Genomic DNA, 18357 nt, shown 5'->3' on the forward strand with positions numbered 1-18357 from the left:
ATTTAAGAAAGAAAAGTGCCTAAGAAAGGCCAACTTTGCGTCTAAATTTAAAATTACCAAAAAATCATCGCCATCAACCAAAAAATAAAAAACCGTCCCAATTAGATTATTGAGACGGCTTCTTTTTTCATGGATGTTACATTTGTTATAGCTTTTGTTACAATATTCATACCCTTCGCTTAATACTTGCCATAGCTTTGTTTCAGATTAAATCACTCAATGGCATTACTCCTCAATTATAAAGTGAAATAAACAAGTATTAATTAAAAAACATGTACTCATGAAAAATGTAATTACCTTTTTAATGTGCTCACTTTGTATCATCACAGGGATAGCGCAATCAGATTTGACCGGGAACCAAATAGTAATTCCCGAAAAAACACCCGCGCTTGAAGCTTTGTACCAAGAAGCAAAAGCACTTGAACAAAACGGCACGGCGGCCGAGATTAACGCTAACAGGCTTGCCATAAAAAACGCTTGGCAGGAAATTGATCCAGAAGTTGCGGCACTTTACAAGCCAATTGCAGCAACCAATTATCCCCTTGGAGGAGACGGCAGCTATCGCCCCAACACAATACCTGAGCGCCCTGAGCAAACAAGAGCTCCCGAAGATTGGGCGACGGATAAATTGTTGCGGGACGGCTATATTGATGGGCTGGATATGGATGTTACCACTGATGGAGATATTTATGTTGCTGCCTTTGAAAACTTTACCGGAAGTGGTTCAGATTCAAACCTATATATATATCGCTCTACAGATGGGGGCAATACTTTTGTATTATGGCAAAATCTACCCGTTATTAGTTCTCTTTTCGCAAAAATACAAACAATCACTATTGACGGAACTGGCGATGATTATTTGCTCGTTTATTCAATGTTCCAGAATGGGGTTTTTCAAGCCCTTAGATGGAATATGGCCTCTGGCGCTTTTGATTTTCAAAGTATAACTTTCGATGATGTTATTGATTTTGGTGTGGACACCAATTTTCCGGGAACTACTGCATCCCAACGTGTTTTTGCAACCTATAACAAATCAGACAATAGCACCTATTCTGCACGAAGCACCGCTGGTAGCTATGGGTTTGACTGGGTGGACGAAACGTCACTCGGTATATTTACGGAGCAAATTGAATTCTCTTACGGACTTAATGGTGGGTGTTATACAGCTTTTATAGGCTTTAATTCCAGAAGTTTGCGGGCCAATGCCAATGATAATTATAACGATCCCGCATCTTGGGGCACTAATGAAACTGTTGCCGCTGGGGCATCTACAGAATCACTTAACCCAACCATCCGGGCCACGCGCAAGGCTTTTGCGTCCGATGAGGTTTTAATAATTGCCTCATCCCGTGCCGCAGGAAGCAGCAACCCTTTTGATGGCCAAGCATACCGAAGGGAAAGTGGAGCAGCTTATGTGCCTGTATCTTACGTAACCACATCCTCTGGCTACGATATTGTACATATCGATACCTGGATGAGCACAGCTGGGCCCGTTGAAGTAATAGAAAGCTCTTATGTACGGGACAGAATAGACGATACACAAGACGATGTTAACCGCTCAAACCAGTATGATGGTAATACCTTTGGCCCCTATGAGGGAGTTGGGGACACCGGGCGGAATGTATTTGACGGATTCCCGTCAGCTATTGCAGAGACCAATGATGGACTTCCCTGCATGGCTTTCGCAGGCACTAGTATCAGTGGTACTTATGGGTATGGATTATACTTTGATGCCAAGAATGGGGTTACCGCAGGAATTGACGAAAACAGTTTCGAAGGTTTCAAATTCTATCCAAACCCTGCACAAGAAGTTCTGAACCTTTCAGCAAACAACACTATTGAAAATGTCTCGATATTTTCCTTAATAGGACAAAAAGTTTTTGAAACTTCAGTGAACGACAATGAAACTTCAATCGACATTGCATCCCTTACCCCGGGGGTTTACCTTATGAAGGCAATGATTGATGGCAATTCCGCCACGTACAAAATCATTAAACAATAAGAGGAGATTGTTTGATGTTGAAAAGAAGGGTTCGCTTTACGGCGGGCCCTTTTTTTATTGAAAATCCACATACAAACCATTTATAAATACTATGGGCGCATCACTTACGGCAAAATTAAATTTTAGGAAATACGTGTTCCTTTCCCCAGACCGGTAAAAACAATATGAGCCACGGTGAAACTTAGAACCCAATTGACGAAATAAACTTGGAAAAGCTCGGTGAAACAATACATTTAACCAGTAAAAAAAAGCCGAGAACCATAGTTTTTTCAGGCTTTTTTATACTTGTTACATATGTTATAAAATTTGTTACAATAGTTACAATGCCTCATTGATTCTTCCCATAGATTTGTCCAAGATTCTAAATCACGCATTAACATATTCCCAATTATAAAGTGAAATAAATAAGTATTAATTAAAAACACGTAATCATGAAAAATGCAATTACCTTTTTAATGTGCTCACTTTGTATCATCACAGGGATAGCACAGTCAGATTTGACCGGGAACCAAATGGTTATCCCAGAAAGAACCCCAGAGCTCGAAGCTTTGTACCAACAAGCAAAAGCGCTTGAACAGAACGGCACGGCGGCCGAGATCAACGCCAACAGGCTCGCCATAAAAAACGCATGGCAGGACATCGACCCAAACGTGGCGGCACTTTACAAGCCCATCGTTACCAATAGATTGCCGGAAACCGTGGAAAACCTTCCCATAAACGGCATATATACACCCGAAGTAATCAAAGAGCGTGACGGCGAAGGTTTTATCCCAGAATGGGGAACCGACAAATTGTTGCGCAATGACTATGTGGACGCCGTAGATATGGATATAGATAGGATCTCCGACATTATCTATATCGGCATGTATGAAAACATCATTGATTTTGGCGGAACTTATGACTCCATTTTTATATATCGTTCGCAAGATGGAGGCCTTACCTTCGACGAATGGAAAAAAGTGGCAGTAACCGCCCCCATGCGCAAAATGCAACTCGTAACTTATGACGATTCTTACCTTGTTGCCAATTTAGTGACAGAAAGTAAAAATTTCCAAGCTTGGCGGTGGGATACACATACCGGAACGTTTGACGCACAGGTTATTGCAACTGATGTAATTGATTTTGGGGTGGACACCAACTATCCGGGAGCAGCGTCACAAAGAAGCTTTGCCACCTACAACAAATCTAACCAATCCACCTATTCCGCAAGAAGCACCGCCGGTAGTTATGGTTTTGATTGGGTAGATGAAACAGCACTCGGTATAGTCTCTGAGCAAATTGAGTTCTCTTACGGACTTAATGGTGGGTGTTATACAGCCTTCATTGGCTTTAATTCCAGAAGTTTGCGGGCCAATGCCAATGATAACTATAACGATCCCGCATCTTGGGGCACTAATGAAACAGTTGCAGACGGAGGAACTACAGAATCCCTTAACCCGACCATCCGGGCAACGCGCAAGAGTTTTGCCAGCGACGAGGTTTTAATAATTGCCTCTTCGCGTGCCGCAGGAACTTCAGACTCCTATATCGGGCAAGCGTATAGAAGAGAGAATGGAGCAGCCTATGCCCCCATAAATTATATTAGCGCGGGCACACTGGCAAATATAGCCCATATTGATACCTGGATGAGCAAAACCGGACCCACTGAAATACTGGAAACTTCATACGTTCGCGATGATATTGACAATTCTTCGGATGACCAAAACCGCTCCTTTCAATATGACGGAAATGGCTTCGGACCTTTTGAACCCGTAGGAGATTCAGGCTTCGATGTGTTTGATGGGTTCTATTCCGCGGTTGCCGAAACACCGGACAATCACCCATGCATGGCGTTTGCGGGGACAAGCGGCGGCGGAAGTTTTGGCTTTGGCCTCTATTTTGACGCACAGAATTTTATAGCTGGAGTTGAGGAAAATAGTTTTGAAGGTTTCAAATTCTATCCAAACCCCGCACAAGAAGTTTTGAACCTTTCGGCAAAGAATACCATTGAAAGTGTTTCGATATTTTCCTTATTAGGGCAAAAAGTTTTTGAAACTTCCGTTGGCCAAAATGAAACTTCAATCAACATTGCATCCATTACCCCGGGGGTTTACCTTATGAAGGCAATGATTGACGGCAATTACGCCACATACAAAATCATTAAACAATAAGAGGAGATTGTTTGATGTTGAAAAGAAGGGTTCGCTTTACGGCGGCCCTTTTCTATTTATATGTTTCTATTTAAAAAGCACGAATCACGGCTTTATTTTTGATAAATATTTTCAGAATCCAATAGCTATCGGGGCATTTCCTTATATTTACGGCATGCGCAAACTTTGTTTCATTTTATTCCTTTTTACAGTTTCGGCGGGCTTTTCGCAAAGCGATGCCTTGGCCAATAATTATTACGAACAAGGCCAATTTCAAAAAGCATTGACCATCTATGAAAAGCTGAGCAAGCAAAACCCCTATCGCTTGGATTATTTTATGGCAATGGTGGCCGCCAATCAGCAACTCGAAAATTTCTCTGAAGCCGAAAAATTGTTGAAAGAAAAGCTGGGGGACGGCCGTAATTTTCCACAGCTCTATGTAGAACTGGGCTATAATTATTCGCTTCAAAACAAACCGGAGCTCGCCTCGGAATATTTCAACAAAGCAATTGAAGCGTTGGACCAAAACCCAAACTTTGCATATAATATTGGAGCCACTTTTCAAAAATACAGCTTGCTTGACGAAGCCGTTTCAGCCTATGAAAAAGCAATGGCCCTTAGCGATAAAATGGATTTTAATGCACAACTGGCACAAATTTATGGCGAGCAGGGAAAGCTTGAGAAAATGTTTGATAGCTATTTAAATCTCATCGAGAAAAATTTGAGTTTTAAAGCCTCGGCACAGCGTTATTTTAGTCTTTACACCACAGAAGACCCTACTAATGAAGCAAATGTTATTCTTAAAAAAATACTGCTGCAGCGCTCGCAGCAAAATCCCAATATACTTTACAACGATTTGCTGAGCTGGTTATTCATTCAACAAAAGGAATACAAAAAAGCATTTACACAGGAAAAAGCAATCTACAAACGCATAGGCGAAGATCTCAGCGGCATTACGGATTTGGCCTATATTGCCATTACCGATGAAGATTATGAAACCGGAAGGGAAATAGTAAACTTCATTATTGACAATTCCTTCACACCCCAAAACAAGCTGCAGGGCAATCAAATTTTGATGAAAATGGAGGTGAAGACCGCTACCCCCAAAGAATATGCACAAGTTGAAAAAAAGTTTGAAAACCTGTTGGATGAATTTGGCCGAAACCGGGAGACCTATTTGCTTCAGATTGATTACAATCACTTTTTGGCCTTCCAAAACAACAAAAAGGAACTGGCCATTGACAATCTGAAAGCTTTGGCAAAAGAGCAACTGACTTCCTACCAAGAAGCACGGGTTAAAATGGAGCTTGCCGATATTTTGGTCTTCGACGAAAAATTTAACGAAGCGCTGATTTATTATTCCCAAATCCAGAAAAAAGTGCAGAACGACGTGCTGGCGCAGGAAGCCCGTTTCAAGGTGGCCCGCACCAGCTATTTTAAGGGCGATTTTGAATGGGCGCAGGTGCAACTGGACGTGTTGAAAAAATCTACTTCACAATTAATGGCGAACGACGCCATGCAGCTCAGTTTGTTGATACGCGACAATTCTTTGGAAGATTCAACCCAAACAGCTTTAAAGAAATATGCGCGGGCAGATTTGCTGGAATTTCAGGATAAAGATGCGGAAGCAATAGCTGTTTTAGAAGATATTTTAACGAATAACAAAGGCGAAAAAATAGAGGACGAGGCACTTTTAAAGCAAGGCGAGATTTATGAAAAGATCGGAGAATATGCAAAAGCCGAAACCAACTACCTTAAAATAATCGAGTTTTACAACGACGATATTTTAGCGGACGACGCCCATTACCGCTTGGCGAAGATTTACGAAGAAAAATTAAACCAGCCCGATAAGGCAAAGACGCAATATGAGGCCATAATTTTCAACTTTGCGGATAGCATTTACTTTGTGGAGGCTCGGAAGAAATATCGGGCGTTAAGGGGGGATGCGATAAATTAAATTTTTAATCAATTATGCTTCCTTTAGATAAAGATTTAAGAGAGAAGAAAAAATCAATTAAAGAATTTGAATTAATTACTTTAAGGGTGCTTCAATATCTTCCAAATGTTCTCACGCACTTTAATGAAAAAAGTGGGTACAAAATTCACTCATCTCTTATTGCTGGTACAACTAAATATTTAAGACCAATAAACCAACGATTATTTATTTATAGTGCGCTAGAATTTGAAAGCAAATTTTCAGATTTTGAATTAATTTTAGGAAAACTAAAAACACGTAATAATTATTGGAGTGAAAATGAAAGAGAATTGATAGATAGCGTTTTATATACTATTCAGCAATCTATCGGTGCCGGATTCGATTTATTGGTTAACCCAAATAGTGCCAGAAAACATGTTGGAAACCGATTTGAAGAATTAATAAGATGTATTTTTAGTGAAATAGGTATTTCAAACAAGAGTACAGTTCTTAAAATTCCATATGAAACAGAGAAAGGTCAAAAAGACTACAGATGTGAAAATGATATAATACTTTCTCCCTATTCAAAAGTAAAATCCACAAATAAGCATCTTGATGAAAATGAAATAGTTGTTTCTGTAAAAACAACTTCCAAGGACAGAATGGGAAAAATGTTCATCGATAAAATTCTATTGGAGCGTTTTGTAAATCATCCCCAAAAAGTAATCGGAATTTTTCTGAATGATGTACAAAGAAAAGAGACTGACAATATTAGTCATACCTTGGTTTCAGGTTTATTTATGGTTTACTCAAATTTTCTTACTGAACTAGAAGGGATTTATTATTTAGACCCTCCCCCAAATGCGTCAATTGAACCATACAATAAGTATATGAATACTTTTTCAGAACTTATAACAAAAGATATTTGGGAATTACTCTCCCCTTAATTTTGATCTTCTCTTTTGGGAATTTATTTCGTCCTTTCCAGATATTATTCTTTCCAAATGATTTTTATCTGAAATCCTGTTTCTTATAATTTGGCAAAATTCATCTTCCAGTTCTGTTCCCAACCATTTACGCCCAAGAGCTTCTGCAACGGCATAGGTGGTTCCAGATCCTCCGAAGGGATCTAAAATAAGACTGTCTTGGTTTGAAGACGAGAGAATAATTTTGCGAAGTAGTTCAACAGGTTTTTGAGTTTTGTGTAAAGTCTTCTCCCAAGAGCCATTTGATATTGTGGGTATTTCCAAAACATCTTTTGGTTTTGCGCCCAATGGATTTGGAGTCCAGCTATAATCTTTCTTTTTACCGTTTGAAAATTGCGAAGATTCAGCTTGCTTTCTTTCCGGATATTTCAATGTATGCTCATTATAAGGTATTCTAACCTCATCTATATTAAAAATAAAGTCTTTACTTTTTCTAAAATGTAAAATGCTTTCATGCGATCGACCCCAATCATTTCCTAGATTACCTTTATTTCTATAGAACCAAACCAACCATTTACACCCTTGAAAAATACTGGAAGCCGCCCATTTAATATCTGCCAAAATTTCTGAAAAACCGCATATATAGAGAGATCCATTTTTTTTCAAGACGCGTTGTGCTTCTTTTATCCACACCATGCTCCATTCCACATACGCTTTCTGGGATGAAAATGTATCCCATTCAGCCTTTTTTATGTTATACGGAGGATCTGCGAATATTAGATCTATGGATTCATTTTCAAGCGATTTTAAATATTCAATGGCATCATACTTATACAATTTTCCATATTCTGTTTTAAAAATTGGTTCGATACTTAATGAAATAGCATCTCTTTTATTATATTCAAGCTCAAGTTGTAATTCTTCCATTAATAGATTAACACTGGATTCATTATATACCCTATAATTATTTATTGGGTGTCGCACACTTTCAAATTTACCTGAATTATCCCACCGTCTCAAGGTTTCGGTACTTACCCCAATTCGCTTAGCTGCTTCACCAACTTTAATAAATTTTTCCATAAAAAACTACAAACAACATTATACAAGGTTATACAACAAATATATGAATTGATTTTAAAAATCTTATTATTAAAATATAATAAAAAATTTAAAAATTAATACCTTGCCAGTAACTGAATCCATTCTTGGAATTTTAAAAAACATGTACATCTACAACGTAACCATAAACATAGAAGAAACCATCCACGACCGTTGGCTTGATTGGATGAAAACCGAACACATTCCCGCCATGCTCGCCACCGGAAAATTCAGCAAGGCTTTGATGACCCGGATTGTGATTACTGAAGAAATGGGCGGGATTACCTATTCGGTCCAATATACAACCGACAGCAAGGAAACACTACAAAAATACTATGCCGAAAACGCCGCAGAGCTCCGAGCGCAGAGCAAACCCTTTGAGGGAAAATTCGTAGCCTTCCGCACCGAACTTGAAATTGTTGGTGAAGCCCATAACCAACTTTTCAAAAAAAGCTAAATCGCTCTGCGTCCTCTGTGAAAACCTTTGTGTACTTTGCGGTTAAACAAAATTGCAGTTTTTTTAAATGAAAAGAGAAAACCCAAATAAGTCAAAAGGAAATATGGAAACGGGTGGAGTTCGCGCCAAAAAACACTTAGGCCAGCATTTTCTAAAAGACGAAGCCATTGCCGAAAAAATTGGCGATACCTTGACGCTTGAAGGCTATAAAAACGTTTTGGAAATAGGCCCCGGCATGGGCGTGCTCACAAAATATTTAATTCAAAAGGACATAGAAGTAATCGCGATGGACCTCGACACGGAATCTATCGCCTATTTGGAAGCGAACTATCCCGACAAAAACCTCAAAATAGTTGAAGCAGATTTCTTAAAATTCGACCTTTCGCAACTTTTCGGAGCCGAACAATTCGCCATTACGGGGAATTTTCCGTATAATATTTCAACACAAATCGTCTTCAAAATGCTGGAATGGAAAGAACAGATTCCCGAATTTACGGGCATGTTCCAAAAAGAAGTGGCGCAGCGCATCTGTGAAAGGGAAGGCAGCAAAGCCTATGGCATCCTTTCGGTTTTGGCGCAGGCATTTTATGATGCGGAATATCTTTTTACGGTCCCGCCTTCTGTTTTCAATCCGCCGCCAAAGGTGGAAAGCGGCGTGCTTCGGCTTCGCAGAAAGGAAAATATTTCGCTTCCGTGTGATGAAAAAATGCTTTATAAAGTGGTAAAGACCGCTTTTCAGCAGCGCAGAAAAACGCTCCGCAACAGTTTAAAATCCTTCAATCTTTCCGATAAAATAAAAGAAGATGCTATCTTTGGCCAACGCCCGGAACAACTTTCCGTTCCGCAATTTATAGCCCTTACCCAAAAACTGGAAAACGATGCAATTTGAACTAACCGAAGAGTTTATCGAGCAGATTGAGCAGTACATCGCCAATAATGATGGCGATGCGCTGAAGGGGCTGTTGCACGATTTCCACTTTGCCGACGTTGCCGAGCTTCTTCAGGAATTAAATCACGAAGAAGCCACTTATTTGGTAAAACTTCTCGACAGCGAAATTACCAGTGAAGCCCTGATGGAGCTGGATGATGATTTTAGGGAGCGCATTCTCGATAATCTTTCGCCTTCGGAAATTGCCGACAAGCTGGACGAAATGGACACCGACGATGCGGCAGATATAATCGCCGAGCTCGATGACCATATTCAAAAGCAGGTAATCGATCATATAGAGGACGAAGAACACGCGGCAGACATTGTGGATCTGTTGCGTTATGACGAAGATACCGCAGGGGGGTTGATGGCGAAGGAATTGGTACGCGTAAAGGAAACCTGGACCGTGGCAGGCTGCGTTCGCGAAATGCGCCGTCAGGCAGAAAACGTTACCCGGGTACATTCCATTTACGTTACCGACAAACACGGAAAACTAAAGGGAAGGCTTTCCCTAAAAGATTTACTTACGGCCCCGGAACGTGCGCATATCAGCGATATCTACATCCCAAAAGTAGATTATGTTAACGTGCATACCGAAGCTGAGGATGTTGCCCGAATTATGCAGAAATACGACTTGGAAGCCATTCCGGTTGTTGATGACGAAGGCATTTTGGTGGGAAGAATTACCATTGACGATATTGTGGATTTCATAAAGGAAGAGGCCGAAAAAGATTACCAAATGGCGGCGGGTATTTCCCAAGACGTAGAGGCCGACGATAGTATTTTTAAACTTACAAGAGCACGCTTGCCTTGGCTGCTAATTGGCATGTTGGGCGGTTTGGGCGCGGCCAGCATCATTACGGGCTTTCAATCCATGATGTCCACTTTTCCTAAAATCATCATTTTTGTGCCGCTTATTCAAGCAACCGCAGGAAATGTGGGCGTACAGTCCAGTGCCATTGTAGTGCAAGGTTTGGCGAACGACACCCTAAAGGGAAATATGGTGGCCCGATTATTAAAGGAATCGCTACTTGCCCTCGTTAACGGAATTGCCATCGCTTTGGTAGTTTTGGTAATAAGCCATTTCGTGTTTTTTACTTCCTATCTCGAATCCATCAGCATCGGGATTGCCATTATTACGGTTATCATTCTTGCCGCCTTAATTGGCACTTTTATCCCTATTCTGTTGGACAAAAGGGGAATTGACCCTGCGGTCGCAACCGGCCCTTTCATCACAACCAGCAATGATATCTTCGGGATACTTACCTATTTTCTTATTGCGAAATTAATCCTTGGCTTTTGAAATCGGACATTTTCAAACAGCGCTTCACCGTTCCCGCTTCAGCCATCGATGGTTTGAATCACGTAAATAATGTAATTTACTTGCAGTGGTGTCTTGATGCCGCGGAAGCACATTGGATTTCAAAAACTACCGAAGCACAGCGCGAGCAATACGTTTGGGTGGTGCTGAACCATTTCATTTCCTATAAAAATCCTTCATTTTTAGGTGAAGAACTTGAAACGCAAACCTGGATTGAAAGCTACGAAGGCGTAAAAAGCGAACGACATTACAAAATAATCCGTCCCGCTGACGGGAAAACAATCGTGGAGGCAACCACGCTTTGGTGTTTTTTGGATGCCAAGACATTTCGCCCCACGAAAATCACGGAGGAAATATCTAATCTTTTTCTTTAAATATGAAGCCAGGCAAATAGGCTTCAAAACTATTATTTTCAATACTTTTGCGCTATAAAATTGCACCGCCTTGAGCGTTTTCAAAAAACTTTTCAAACAAACTTTTATTTACGGATTGGCTACCGTGCTGCCGCGCGTTTTAGCGGTTATTCTCGTGCCGCTTTACACTACCGTTATGCTTCCAGAGGAATACGGGGTTTATGCCACCTTGATGGCGTACCTTATTCTGGGAAACGTTTTATTGAGTTACGGCATGGAAACGGCGTTTTTCAGATTTATCACCAAAGACAGTAAGCAACAGAAAATTGTACAGTCCACCACCCTTACCTCAATCACCGTTTCTACCTTTCTTTTTTTGGGAATTACGCTTCTATTCACAAACCAAATTGCCACAGTTTCTGAATTCCAGCCTGAATATATCACCTACGGCTTGCTAATTTTAGCTTTAGACGCGCTGGTTGTCTTGCCCTTTGCTTGGTTCCGCGTCAATGAAAGACCGATGCGTTATGCCGTGATAAAAATTTTTAACGTAGTAATAAATCTCGCTTTCAACTTATTTTTCCTTTTGTTGCTTCCGAAACTTGCCGAAAATAGTAGTTTTTGGAACTCCCTTTGGTTTCCGGAAAATAAAGTGGCTTATGTTTTCATCGCAAATTTAATTGCGAGTGCGGTAACGCTTTTGGTATTGCTGCCACTTTATGTGAAAATAGGCTTCGGCTTCAATAAAACCATTTGGAAACAGATGATGAAATACGCCATTCCCGTGTTGATTGCAGGAATTGCTTTCAGCGTAAACGAAGCTTTTGATAGAATTCTTCTGAAATATCTACTCCCCGAAAATATAGCCGAAACCCAAGTGGGGCTTTACTCAGCCTGTTATAAACTGGGAATGTTTATGACGCTTTTCGTAATGGCGTTCCGTTTGGGGATTGAACCGTTTTTCTTCAACCATTCCGGCCATGAAAATGCGAAAAACACCTACGCTACCATTACCAAATATTTCACGCTTTTCGGCTGTCTCATTCTTTTGGTAGTAGTTGTGTATATTGACGTTTTCAAAAGAATCCTAATCCCAAACAGTCAATATTGGGAGGCGTTGAAAATTGTGCCGCTCATTCTTTTGGCGAATCTTTTCTTGGGAATTTACCACAACCTTTCGGTATGGTACAAAGTTACGGACCGTACTAAGTTTGGGGCCTACATTTCGGTTTTCGCAGCCATTGTAACTTTAGTTTTGAACTATGTTTTGATTCCAATTATCGGTTATATGGGCTCCGCAATCGCAACGCTTGCCGCCTATGGCAGTATGATGGTGCTTTCGTATCTTTACGGCCGCAAGTATTACGATGTGCCATACGAAGTGAAAAAAATAAGCGGATACCTGCTGCTGGCCATCGGGTTTTCGGCAATTTCCTTTTACGCTTTCAACGGAAATATTTGGCTGGGGACTGCGTTGTTAGTAGTGTTTGCCGTAATTATGTTCTATTCTGAAAAGAAGGAATTTTTAAAAATTATAAAAAAGTAAATGTAGAAGAAGCCTGTCACGCTGAGCCTGTCGAAGCGCTTTCGAAAACGGATTTTAAAATTGGAATATGAACAAAAATGAAGAGACACCCACCTTCGTGGGTGTGAAAATAATCAACAAATCAAACCACCCGCTGCCTTCCTACGAAACCATAGCTTCCGCCGGAATGGATTTACGCGCCTGCGTTGATGGCCCTTCAACGTTGAAACCGTTACAGCGCGCCATCGTAAAAACGGGACTTTTTATTGAATTGCCCATAGGCTACGAAGCCCAAGTGCGCCCACGCAGTGGTTTGGCTGCCAAAAAAGGAATCACCGTTCTCAATTCGCCCGGAACCATCGATGCCGATTACCGCGGTGAGATTGGAGTGATTTTGGTAAACCTTTCCAATGAAGATTTCACTATCGAGCATGGCGAACGCATCGCCCAATTGGTAATCGCAAAACACGAACGCGCCGTTTGGGAAGAAGTGGAAGAACTGACCGATACTTCTCGCGGAGTCGGGGGTTTTGGTTCAACAGGCACAAAATAAAAATAGCAATTCAAAAAAATCTAAAATCGTTAATCGACAATCGCAAATATGAAGATTATAGTCCCAATGGCCGGAAGAGGTTCACGTCTTCGCCCACATACACTTACCGTTCCAAAACCATTGATTCCGGTTGCAGGAAAACCAATAGTTCACCGTTTGGTGGAAGATATCGTGGGTGTGCTTAACGAAGATATTGACGAAATTGCCTTCATCCTCGGCGACCCCGCTTTTTTTGGCGATGATGTGGTTGACAGCTTAAAAGCACTCGCCACAAGTTTAGGCGCCAAACCTACCATTTACCGCCAGCTCGATCCCAAAGGCACGGGCCACGCCATTATGTGCGCCAAAGATTCGCTTTCGGGCCCTGCGGTGATTGCTTACGCAGATACTTTGATACGTGCTGATTTTGATTTGGACAAAGAAGCGGACGCCGTAATCTGGACAAAAAAAGTTAAAAATCCGGAAGCCTACGGCGTTGTAAATCTAAACGAAAAGAATGAAATAATAGAACTGGTTGAAAAGCCGAAAGAATATGTAAGCGACCAAGCCGTTATAGGTATTTACTATTTTAAGGATGTTTCACAATTGAAAAATGAACTGCAATATGTTTTGGACAACAACATCATCAACGGTGGCGAATACCAAATAAACGACGGAATTAAAAGAATGATGGCTTCCGGAAAAGTTTTCAAAACCGGGACTGTTGATGAGTGGATGGACTGTGGCAACAAAGAAGTTACCGTGGAAACCAATCAAAAAATGTTGGGGTTCCTTTCTGAAGCAAATGAACCGCTTATCTCCGTTAATATTTCAAAAGAAAACTCAAAAATAATTGAACCTTGCTTTATCGGCAATGGCGTTGTCTTGAAAAACAGTACAATAGGCCCCTTTGCTTCGGTCGGGGAGGGCACGGTAATTGAGGACAGTACGGTAAAAAACAGCATTATTCAAACCAATTCAACAATAAAGAATGCCAATTTAGACAACGCAATGATTGGCAATTACGCTACTTTTGATGGCAAGTTTACGAGTGTAAGTATTGGAGATTATTCTGAATTGAAACAATAAACGCTACTAACAGCCTGTTTAAAATTTTGTAACTTTAAATTATGGGAACAGAAGAGTTATTTAAAGAAATTAAGCGTTTGCCAGTGGACCAAAGAATGCGGTTGATTGAAAAAACGCTGAAGTCCATTCGCAAAAGCAATTTTGAAAAAAGCATGTTGATGGCTGCTGAAAAACTTGGTCCAGATTATGAAGCAGATCGGGAATTAACCGTTTTTACCGAATTGGATTATGAAAATTTCTATGAAACAAGGTGAAATCTGGCTCATAAATCTCGATCCAACAATAGGCGCAGAACTTAAAAAGACAAGGCCAGCAATCATTGTGAATGATAATTCCATTGGAAAACTTCCCCTTAAAGTCATCGTTCCCATTACTGACTGGAAAGACCATTACGAAATTGCGCCCTGGATGGTTCAAATTTTGCCGAACAACAGCAACAAATTAAAGAAAGTTTCTTCCGCAGATTGTTTTCAGTTACGTTCGCTTTCGGAAAAACGAATTATCAACAAACTTGGAAAAATTGACTCGGAAACACTTGAAAGAATTAAAGATGGGTTATCCAAAGTCCTTTCAATTGGTTACTGAAAAAAGCAACATCAGTTATAAAATGACATTTAAATTTTTTCTATTCATAAACTTTTTTCTTGGGATCCTTTTAATTCCGAAGCAACTCTGTGCCCAAGAAACCGAAGCTCCCGCAAGTGGCGAACCGGAGAATGTTACCGATGCGTTTCAGGAGAGCTTTTTTGAAGCGCTGAAACAAAAGGGCATAGAAAACTATGAACTGGCCCTCGCCGCCCTGAACAAAGCCGAATAAGCCGCAAAAACCGAGGAAAACAAAGCGGTGGTCTATTTTGAAATGGGCAAAAACCACACCTATCTAAAACAATATGCCGAAGCTGAGGCAGATTTCAATAAAGTATTAAAAAGTCAGGGCGACCGCTTGGATGTTTTGGAACAATTCTACGAACTCTATTACCGGCAAAAGGAGTATGAAAAATCCATTCCGCTTGTCCAAAAACTGATTCTTTTTGACGAGGATTACAAAGAAGATCTGGCCAACCTTTATACACTTACAAAGCAATATGACAAAGCTTTGGAGCAATTGGACGAACTCGACCAAGTTTGGGGCGAGAGCGACATCCGCAATGCCTTGCGCGCCCAAATTTACCGCGCTACCGGCAATACGGAAGGCGCCATTGAAAACCTGGAACAAAAAATAGACAGCAACCCAAAAAACGAAAAGGAATATTTAAACCTCATCTTTCTTTACAGCGATCAGGGCAACAAGGAAAAGGCCTTCGAAGCCGCAAAAAACCTTTTGAAAAACAATCCAAAATCAGAATTGGTGCATTTGGCGCTTTACAAGTTTTATCTCGATGAAGGCAATGCTTCGGAAGCAATAAAATCCATGAAAATCGTCTTTGCTTCGGAAGAAGTTGATAAGGAAACAAAATATAAAGTGCTGGGTGATTTTATTCAATTTGTGAATGAAAACCCGCAGTACGAAACAGATTTAGCAGAAATCGTCAATCAATTTTCTGTGGAGAATGGCCGCGTTTATGAAAAACTCGGAGATTATTACGCCGCTAAAAATAGAAAGGAAGACGCGCTCAATGCCTATGAAAAAGGAATAGCCCAAGACCCGGACAATTACAACCTGCTGAAGAATACAATTCTGTTTCAGATTGAATTCAAAAAATATGAAGCCGCCGCAAAACTGAGCTCCGAAGGACTTGAGATTTTTCCCGCACAGGCACTTTTGTATTTGTTGAACGGCGTTGCAAACAACGGCCTCGAAAAAAGCGATACGGCTATTGAAAGTTTGGAGACCGGCTTGGATTTTATATTGGAAGACCCAAAAATGGAGCGTGATTTTTACGAACAACTCAGCTTTGCATACACTACAAAAGGCAACGCGCAAAAAGCTAAAATGTATTCAGAGAAAGCCGCAGCAACCAAAATGCCGAACTAAAAAAATATGAAACTGAAATCTTTTTACCTTCTTTTGGCACTGGTACTTGCTTCCTGCGGCGGTTCCAAAAGTATTACATCTGTTGAAAGTGCTTCGGCCAAAGAAGTAATTTCCGCCCACAAAGCTGCAGCACCCGAATTTAAAACCCTGGCAGGCCGCGTACAGCTCGTCTATGAAACTGATGAAAAACTTCAAAGTATTACCGTGAGCCTTCGGATGGAAAAGGATAAAAATATTTGGATAAAAGCTTCGGTTTTGGGAATTACCATTGCAAAGGTCTTGATAACCCCAACACGCGTGAGTTATTACGAAACCATTGGAAAGACCTATTTTGAAGGCGATTTCGCATTGCTTGGCGAATGGATTGGAACGCCTATAAATTTTCAACAAGCACAGAATATGCTTCTTGGACAGTCCATTTTCACCTTAAATCCCTCAGAGTACAAATCGGAGGTTTTTCAGAATAAATTCAAAATTCAGCCTAAGCAGCAGCCCCAAAATTTCATACATTCGCTGTTTTTGAATCCAGAAAATTTCAAGATTGCCATGGAAACGCTGGCCCAGCCCAATTCTGATAGATTGTTGAGCATTCGTTACGGCGATTACCAAAAACTTGACGGACAGTTTTATCCTTCAACCATTTTGATAAATACTTCCGAAAAAGGTTCGGTAACGAAGATTGAAATGAATTTCAAAAAAATAGATTTGAACGTGGACGTGAGTTTTCCGTTTGATGTTCCGGCAGGTTACGAAGAAATCCAACTTAATTAAATGAATCTTTTGCGCACATATCTTTTTTTATTCATCTGTATAATTACGGTTTCAACAGTTTCTGCACAAGTGGACAAACAAAAGGAACTGGAGGAAAAACGACAGGCCATTCTGGAAGAAATAAAGCAGATAAATTCGCTTCTTTTCAAAACAAAAAAGGAGGAAAAATCTGTGCTTTCGCAGGTTCAAGACCTCAACCAGCGCATTGCGGCTTCCGAAAATTTGATTCGTGTTACCAATCAGCAAGCCAATTTGCTTACCCGAAACATAAACGAGAACATCAACAAAATAAGTTCCTTGCGCGAAGAGCTGAAAGTGATGAAAGCGGATTATGCCGAAATGATCCGAAAATCCTACAAAAGCAAGAACCAGCAGAGCCGGATTATGTTTTTGCTTTCCTCGGAAAACTTTTTGCAGGCGTACAAGCGCGTTCAATATATGAAACAGTATGCCAAGTTCAGAAAAAAACAAGGCGAGGGCATTAAAGCGAAAACGGAAGAACTGCAAAAGCTCAATTCAGATTTAATAAGCCAGAAAAAAACAAAACAAAAGCTGATTGCTGAAAATGAACTTGCAAAAAATAAACTAACGGAAGAACGCAAAGACCAGCAAGAATTAGTGGCTACTTTAAAAAAGGACGAAAGCAAGTTTACTTCACAAATAAGGACCAAACAAAAAGAAGCGGACGAAATAGACCGTCAAATAGAAGCGTTGATTAAGGCCGCAATTGAGGAAGCAAACAGAATAGCAAGGGCAAAGGCTGAAGCTGAAGCCAAGGCGAACAGCACCTCAACTACGCCTTCCACAAAGAACGTTATTACCAAACCCGCAAAAACCGATGAGTTCGCGCTAACTGCCGAAGACAAAGCCCTGGCTGCCAGTTTTACGAACAACAAGGGAAAACTTCCGTGGCCCGTGGAAAAAGGAATGGTGGTGAAAAGCTTCGGAACACACCAGCATCCGCAATTTCCAAACGTTACCACCAACAGCAGCGGCGTGGAAATTGCAACTAGCGATAACGCCGATGTACGCTCCATTTTTGAAGGACAGGTTATGGCAATCCAGATTATAAAAGGGGCCAACAAAGTAGTCTTTATTCAACACGGAGATTATATTTCGGTGTACAGTAATTTAGCCACGGTTTCAGTGAAAAAAGGCGACAAGGTTTCTACCAAACAAAAAATAGGTACTGTTGCAAAGAGCCCTACGGAAGGGAAAACCGTTTTAAAATTCTACATTTATCAGAACAAGACAAAGATAAATCCGGCGGATTGGATTTATAGGATGTAAAAAAAAGAGAGCCAATGGCCCTCTTTTTTCGGTATTTGGAATTCGA

18 protein-coding genes are annotated in these 18357 nt (G+C 40.7%); 17 read left to right on the top strand and 1 reads right to left on the bottom strand.

All coding sequences use genetic code 11. The features are described 5' to 3' along the window. The first annotated feature begins 280 nt into the window (after positions 1–280). The 4 genes from POV26_RS11440 to POV26_RS11455 all read left to right on the top strand — a co-directional run bounded on the left by POV26_RS11440 (position 281) and on the right by POV26_RS11455 (position 6993). A complete protein-coding gene (locus POV26_RS11440) occupies positions 281–2002 on the top strand; it encodes a T9SS type A sorting domain-containing protein (RefSeq protein WP_272856608.1) in 1722 nt (573 codons plus the stop codon). 431 nt (positions 2003–2433) lie between these two features. Next, positions 2434–4152: a T9SS type A sorting domain-containing protein gene (locus POV26_RS11445; RefSeq protein ID WP_272856609.1), complete on the top strand. Its 1719-nt coding sequence runs from the start codon at positions 2434–2436 to the stop codon at positions 4150–4152. Positions 4153–4306: 154 nt separating this feature from the next. Continuing rightward, positions 4307–6088 carry a tetratricopeptide repeat protein gene (locus POV26_RS11450; RefSeq protein WP_272856610.1) on the top strand — a complete coding sequence of 594 codons (1782 nt, stop codon included), beginning with the start codon at positions 4307–4309 and terminating at the stop codon, positions 6086–6088. Positions 6089–6102: 14 nt separating this feature from the next. Beyond that, complete coding sequence (locus tag POV26_RS11455; protein ID WP_272856611.1) at positions 6103–6993, top strand: hypothetical protein; 891 nt, start codon at positions 6103–6105, stop codon at positions 6991–6993. On the opposite strand, the gene POV26_RS11460 is transcribed toward POV26_RS11455, so the two are convergent. Beyond that, positions 6979–8052: a DNA methyltransferase gene (locus POV26_RS11460; RefSeq protein WP_272856612.1), complete on the bottom strand. Its 1074-nt coding sequence runs from the start codon at positions 8050–8052 to the stop codon at positions 6979–6981. The genes POV26_RS11455 and POV26_RS11460 overlap by 15 nt on opposite strands. Before the next feature lie 142 nt (positions 8053–8194). Between POV26_RS11460 and POV26_RS11465 the strand changes: the two genes are divergently transcribed. The 13 genes from POV26_RS11465 to POV26_RS11525 all read left to right on the top strand — a co-directional run bounded on the left by POV26_RS11465 (position 8195) and on the right by POV26_RS11525 (position 18311). Next, a complete protein-coding gene (locus POV26_RS11465) occupies positions 8195–8527 on the top strand; it encodes a DUF4286 family protein (RefSeq protein ID WP_272856613.1) in 333 nt (110 codons plus the stop codon). A 67-nt stretch (positions 8528–8594) separates the two neighbouring features. Beyond that, positions 8595–9416, top strand: a complete 822-nt coding sequence (gene rsmA, locus POV26_RS11470) for a 16S rRNA (adenine(1518)-N(6)/adenine(1519)-N(6))-dimethyltransferase RsmA (RefSeq protein WP_272856614.1) — start codon at positions 8595–8597, stop codon at positions 9414–9416. Continuing rightward, a complete protein-coding gene (gene mgtE / locus POV26_RS11475; protein ID WP_272856615.1) occupies positions 9406–10758 on the top strand; it encodes a magnesium transporter in 1353 nt (450 codons plus the stop codon). Before rsmA ends, mgtE begins: the two co-directional genes overlap by 11 nt. Further along, on the top strand, positions 10755–11150 hold the full coding sequence (locus POV26_RS11480) for an acyl-CoA thioesterase (protein WP_272856616.1): 396 nt from the start codon (positions 10755–10757) through the stop codon (positions 11148–11150). Before mgtE ends, POV26_RS11480 begins: the two co-directional genes overlap by 4 nt. Before the next feature lie 70 nt (positions 11151–11220). Beyond that, positions 11221–12675: an oligosaccharide flippase family protein gene (locus POV26_RS11485; protein ID WP_272856617.1), complete on the top strand. Its 1455-nt coding sequence runs from the start codon at positions 11221–11223 to the stop codon at positions 12673–12675. Between the two features lie 97 nt (positions 12676–12772). Beyond that, the gene (gene dut / locus POV26_RS11490) at positions 12773–13207 is read left to right on the top strand and encodes a dUTP diphosphatase (RefSeq protein ID WP_272856645.1); all 435 of its coding nucleotides are present in this window, start codon (positions 12773–12775) and stop codon (positions 13205–13207) included. Positions 13208–13255: 48 nt separating this feature from the next. After that, positions 13256–14275, top strand: coding sequence for a sugar phosphate nucleotidyltransferase (locus POV26_RS11495; protein ID WP_272856618.1), 1020 nt, complete (start codon positions 13256–13258; stop codon positions 14273–14275). Positions 14276–14316: 41 nt separating this feature from the next. Then, positions 14317–14529 (top strand): hypothetical protein, encoded by a 213-nt coding sequence (locus POV26_RS11500; protein WP_272856619.1) that lies wholly within the window; start codon positions 14317–14319, stop codon positions 14527–14529. Then, entirely contained in the window at positions 14516–14860 is a 345-nt protein-coding gene (locus POV26_RS11505; protein WP_272856620.1) for a type II toxin-antitoxin system PemK/MazF family toxin, read from the top strand. Before POV26_RS11500 ends, POV26_RS11505 begins: the two co-directional genes overlap by 14 nt. 22 nt (positions 14861–14882) lie before the next feature. Then, positions 14883–15092, top strand: coding sequence for a hypothetical protein (locus POV26_RS11510; protein ID WP_272856621.1), 210 nt, complete (start codon positions 14883–14885; stop codon positions 15090–15092). Positions 15093–15119: 27 nt separating this feature from the next. Next, positions 15120–16250, top strand: coding sequence for a tetratricopeptide repeat protein (locus tag POV26_RS11515; protein WP_272856622.1), 1131 nt, complete (start codon positions 15120–15122; stop codon positions 16248–16250). A 6-nt stretch (positions 16251–16256) separates the two neighbouring features. Continuing rightward, positions 16257–17021, top strand: a complete 765-nt coding sequence (gene lolB1 / locus POV26_RS11520) for a lipoprotein insertase outer membrane protein LolB1 (protein ID WP_272856623.1) — start codon at positions 16257–16259, stop codon at positions 17019–17021. Continuing rightward, on the top strand, positions 17022–18311 hold the full coding sequence (locus POV26_RS11525) for a murein hydrolase activator EnvC family protein (RefSeq protein ID WP_272856624.1): 1290 nt from the start codon (positions 17022–17024) through the stop codon (positions 18309–18311). Positions 18312–18357: the final 46 nt, after the last annotated feature.

It is taken from the genome of Aequorivita todarodis (assembly GCF_028561335.1).
GTDB lineage: Bacteria > Bacteroidota > Bacteroidia > Flavobacteriales > Flavobacteriaceae > Aequorivita > Aequorivita todarodis.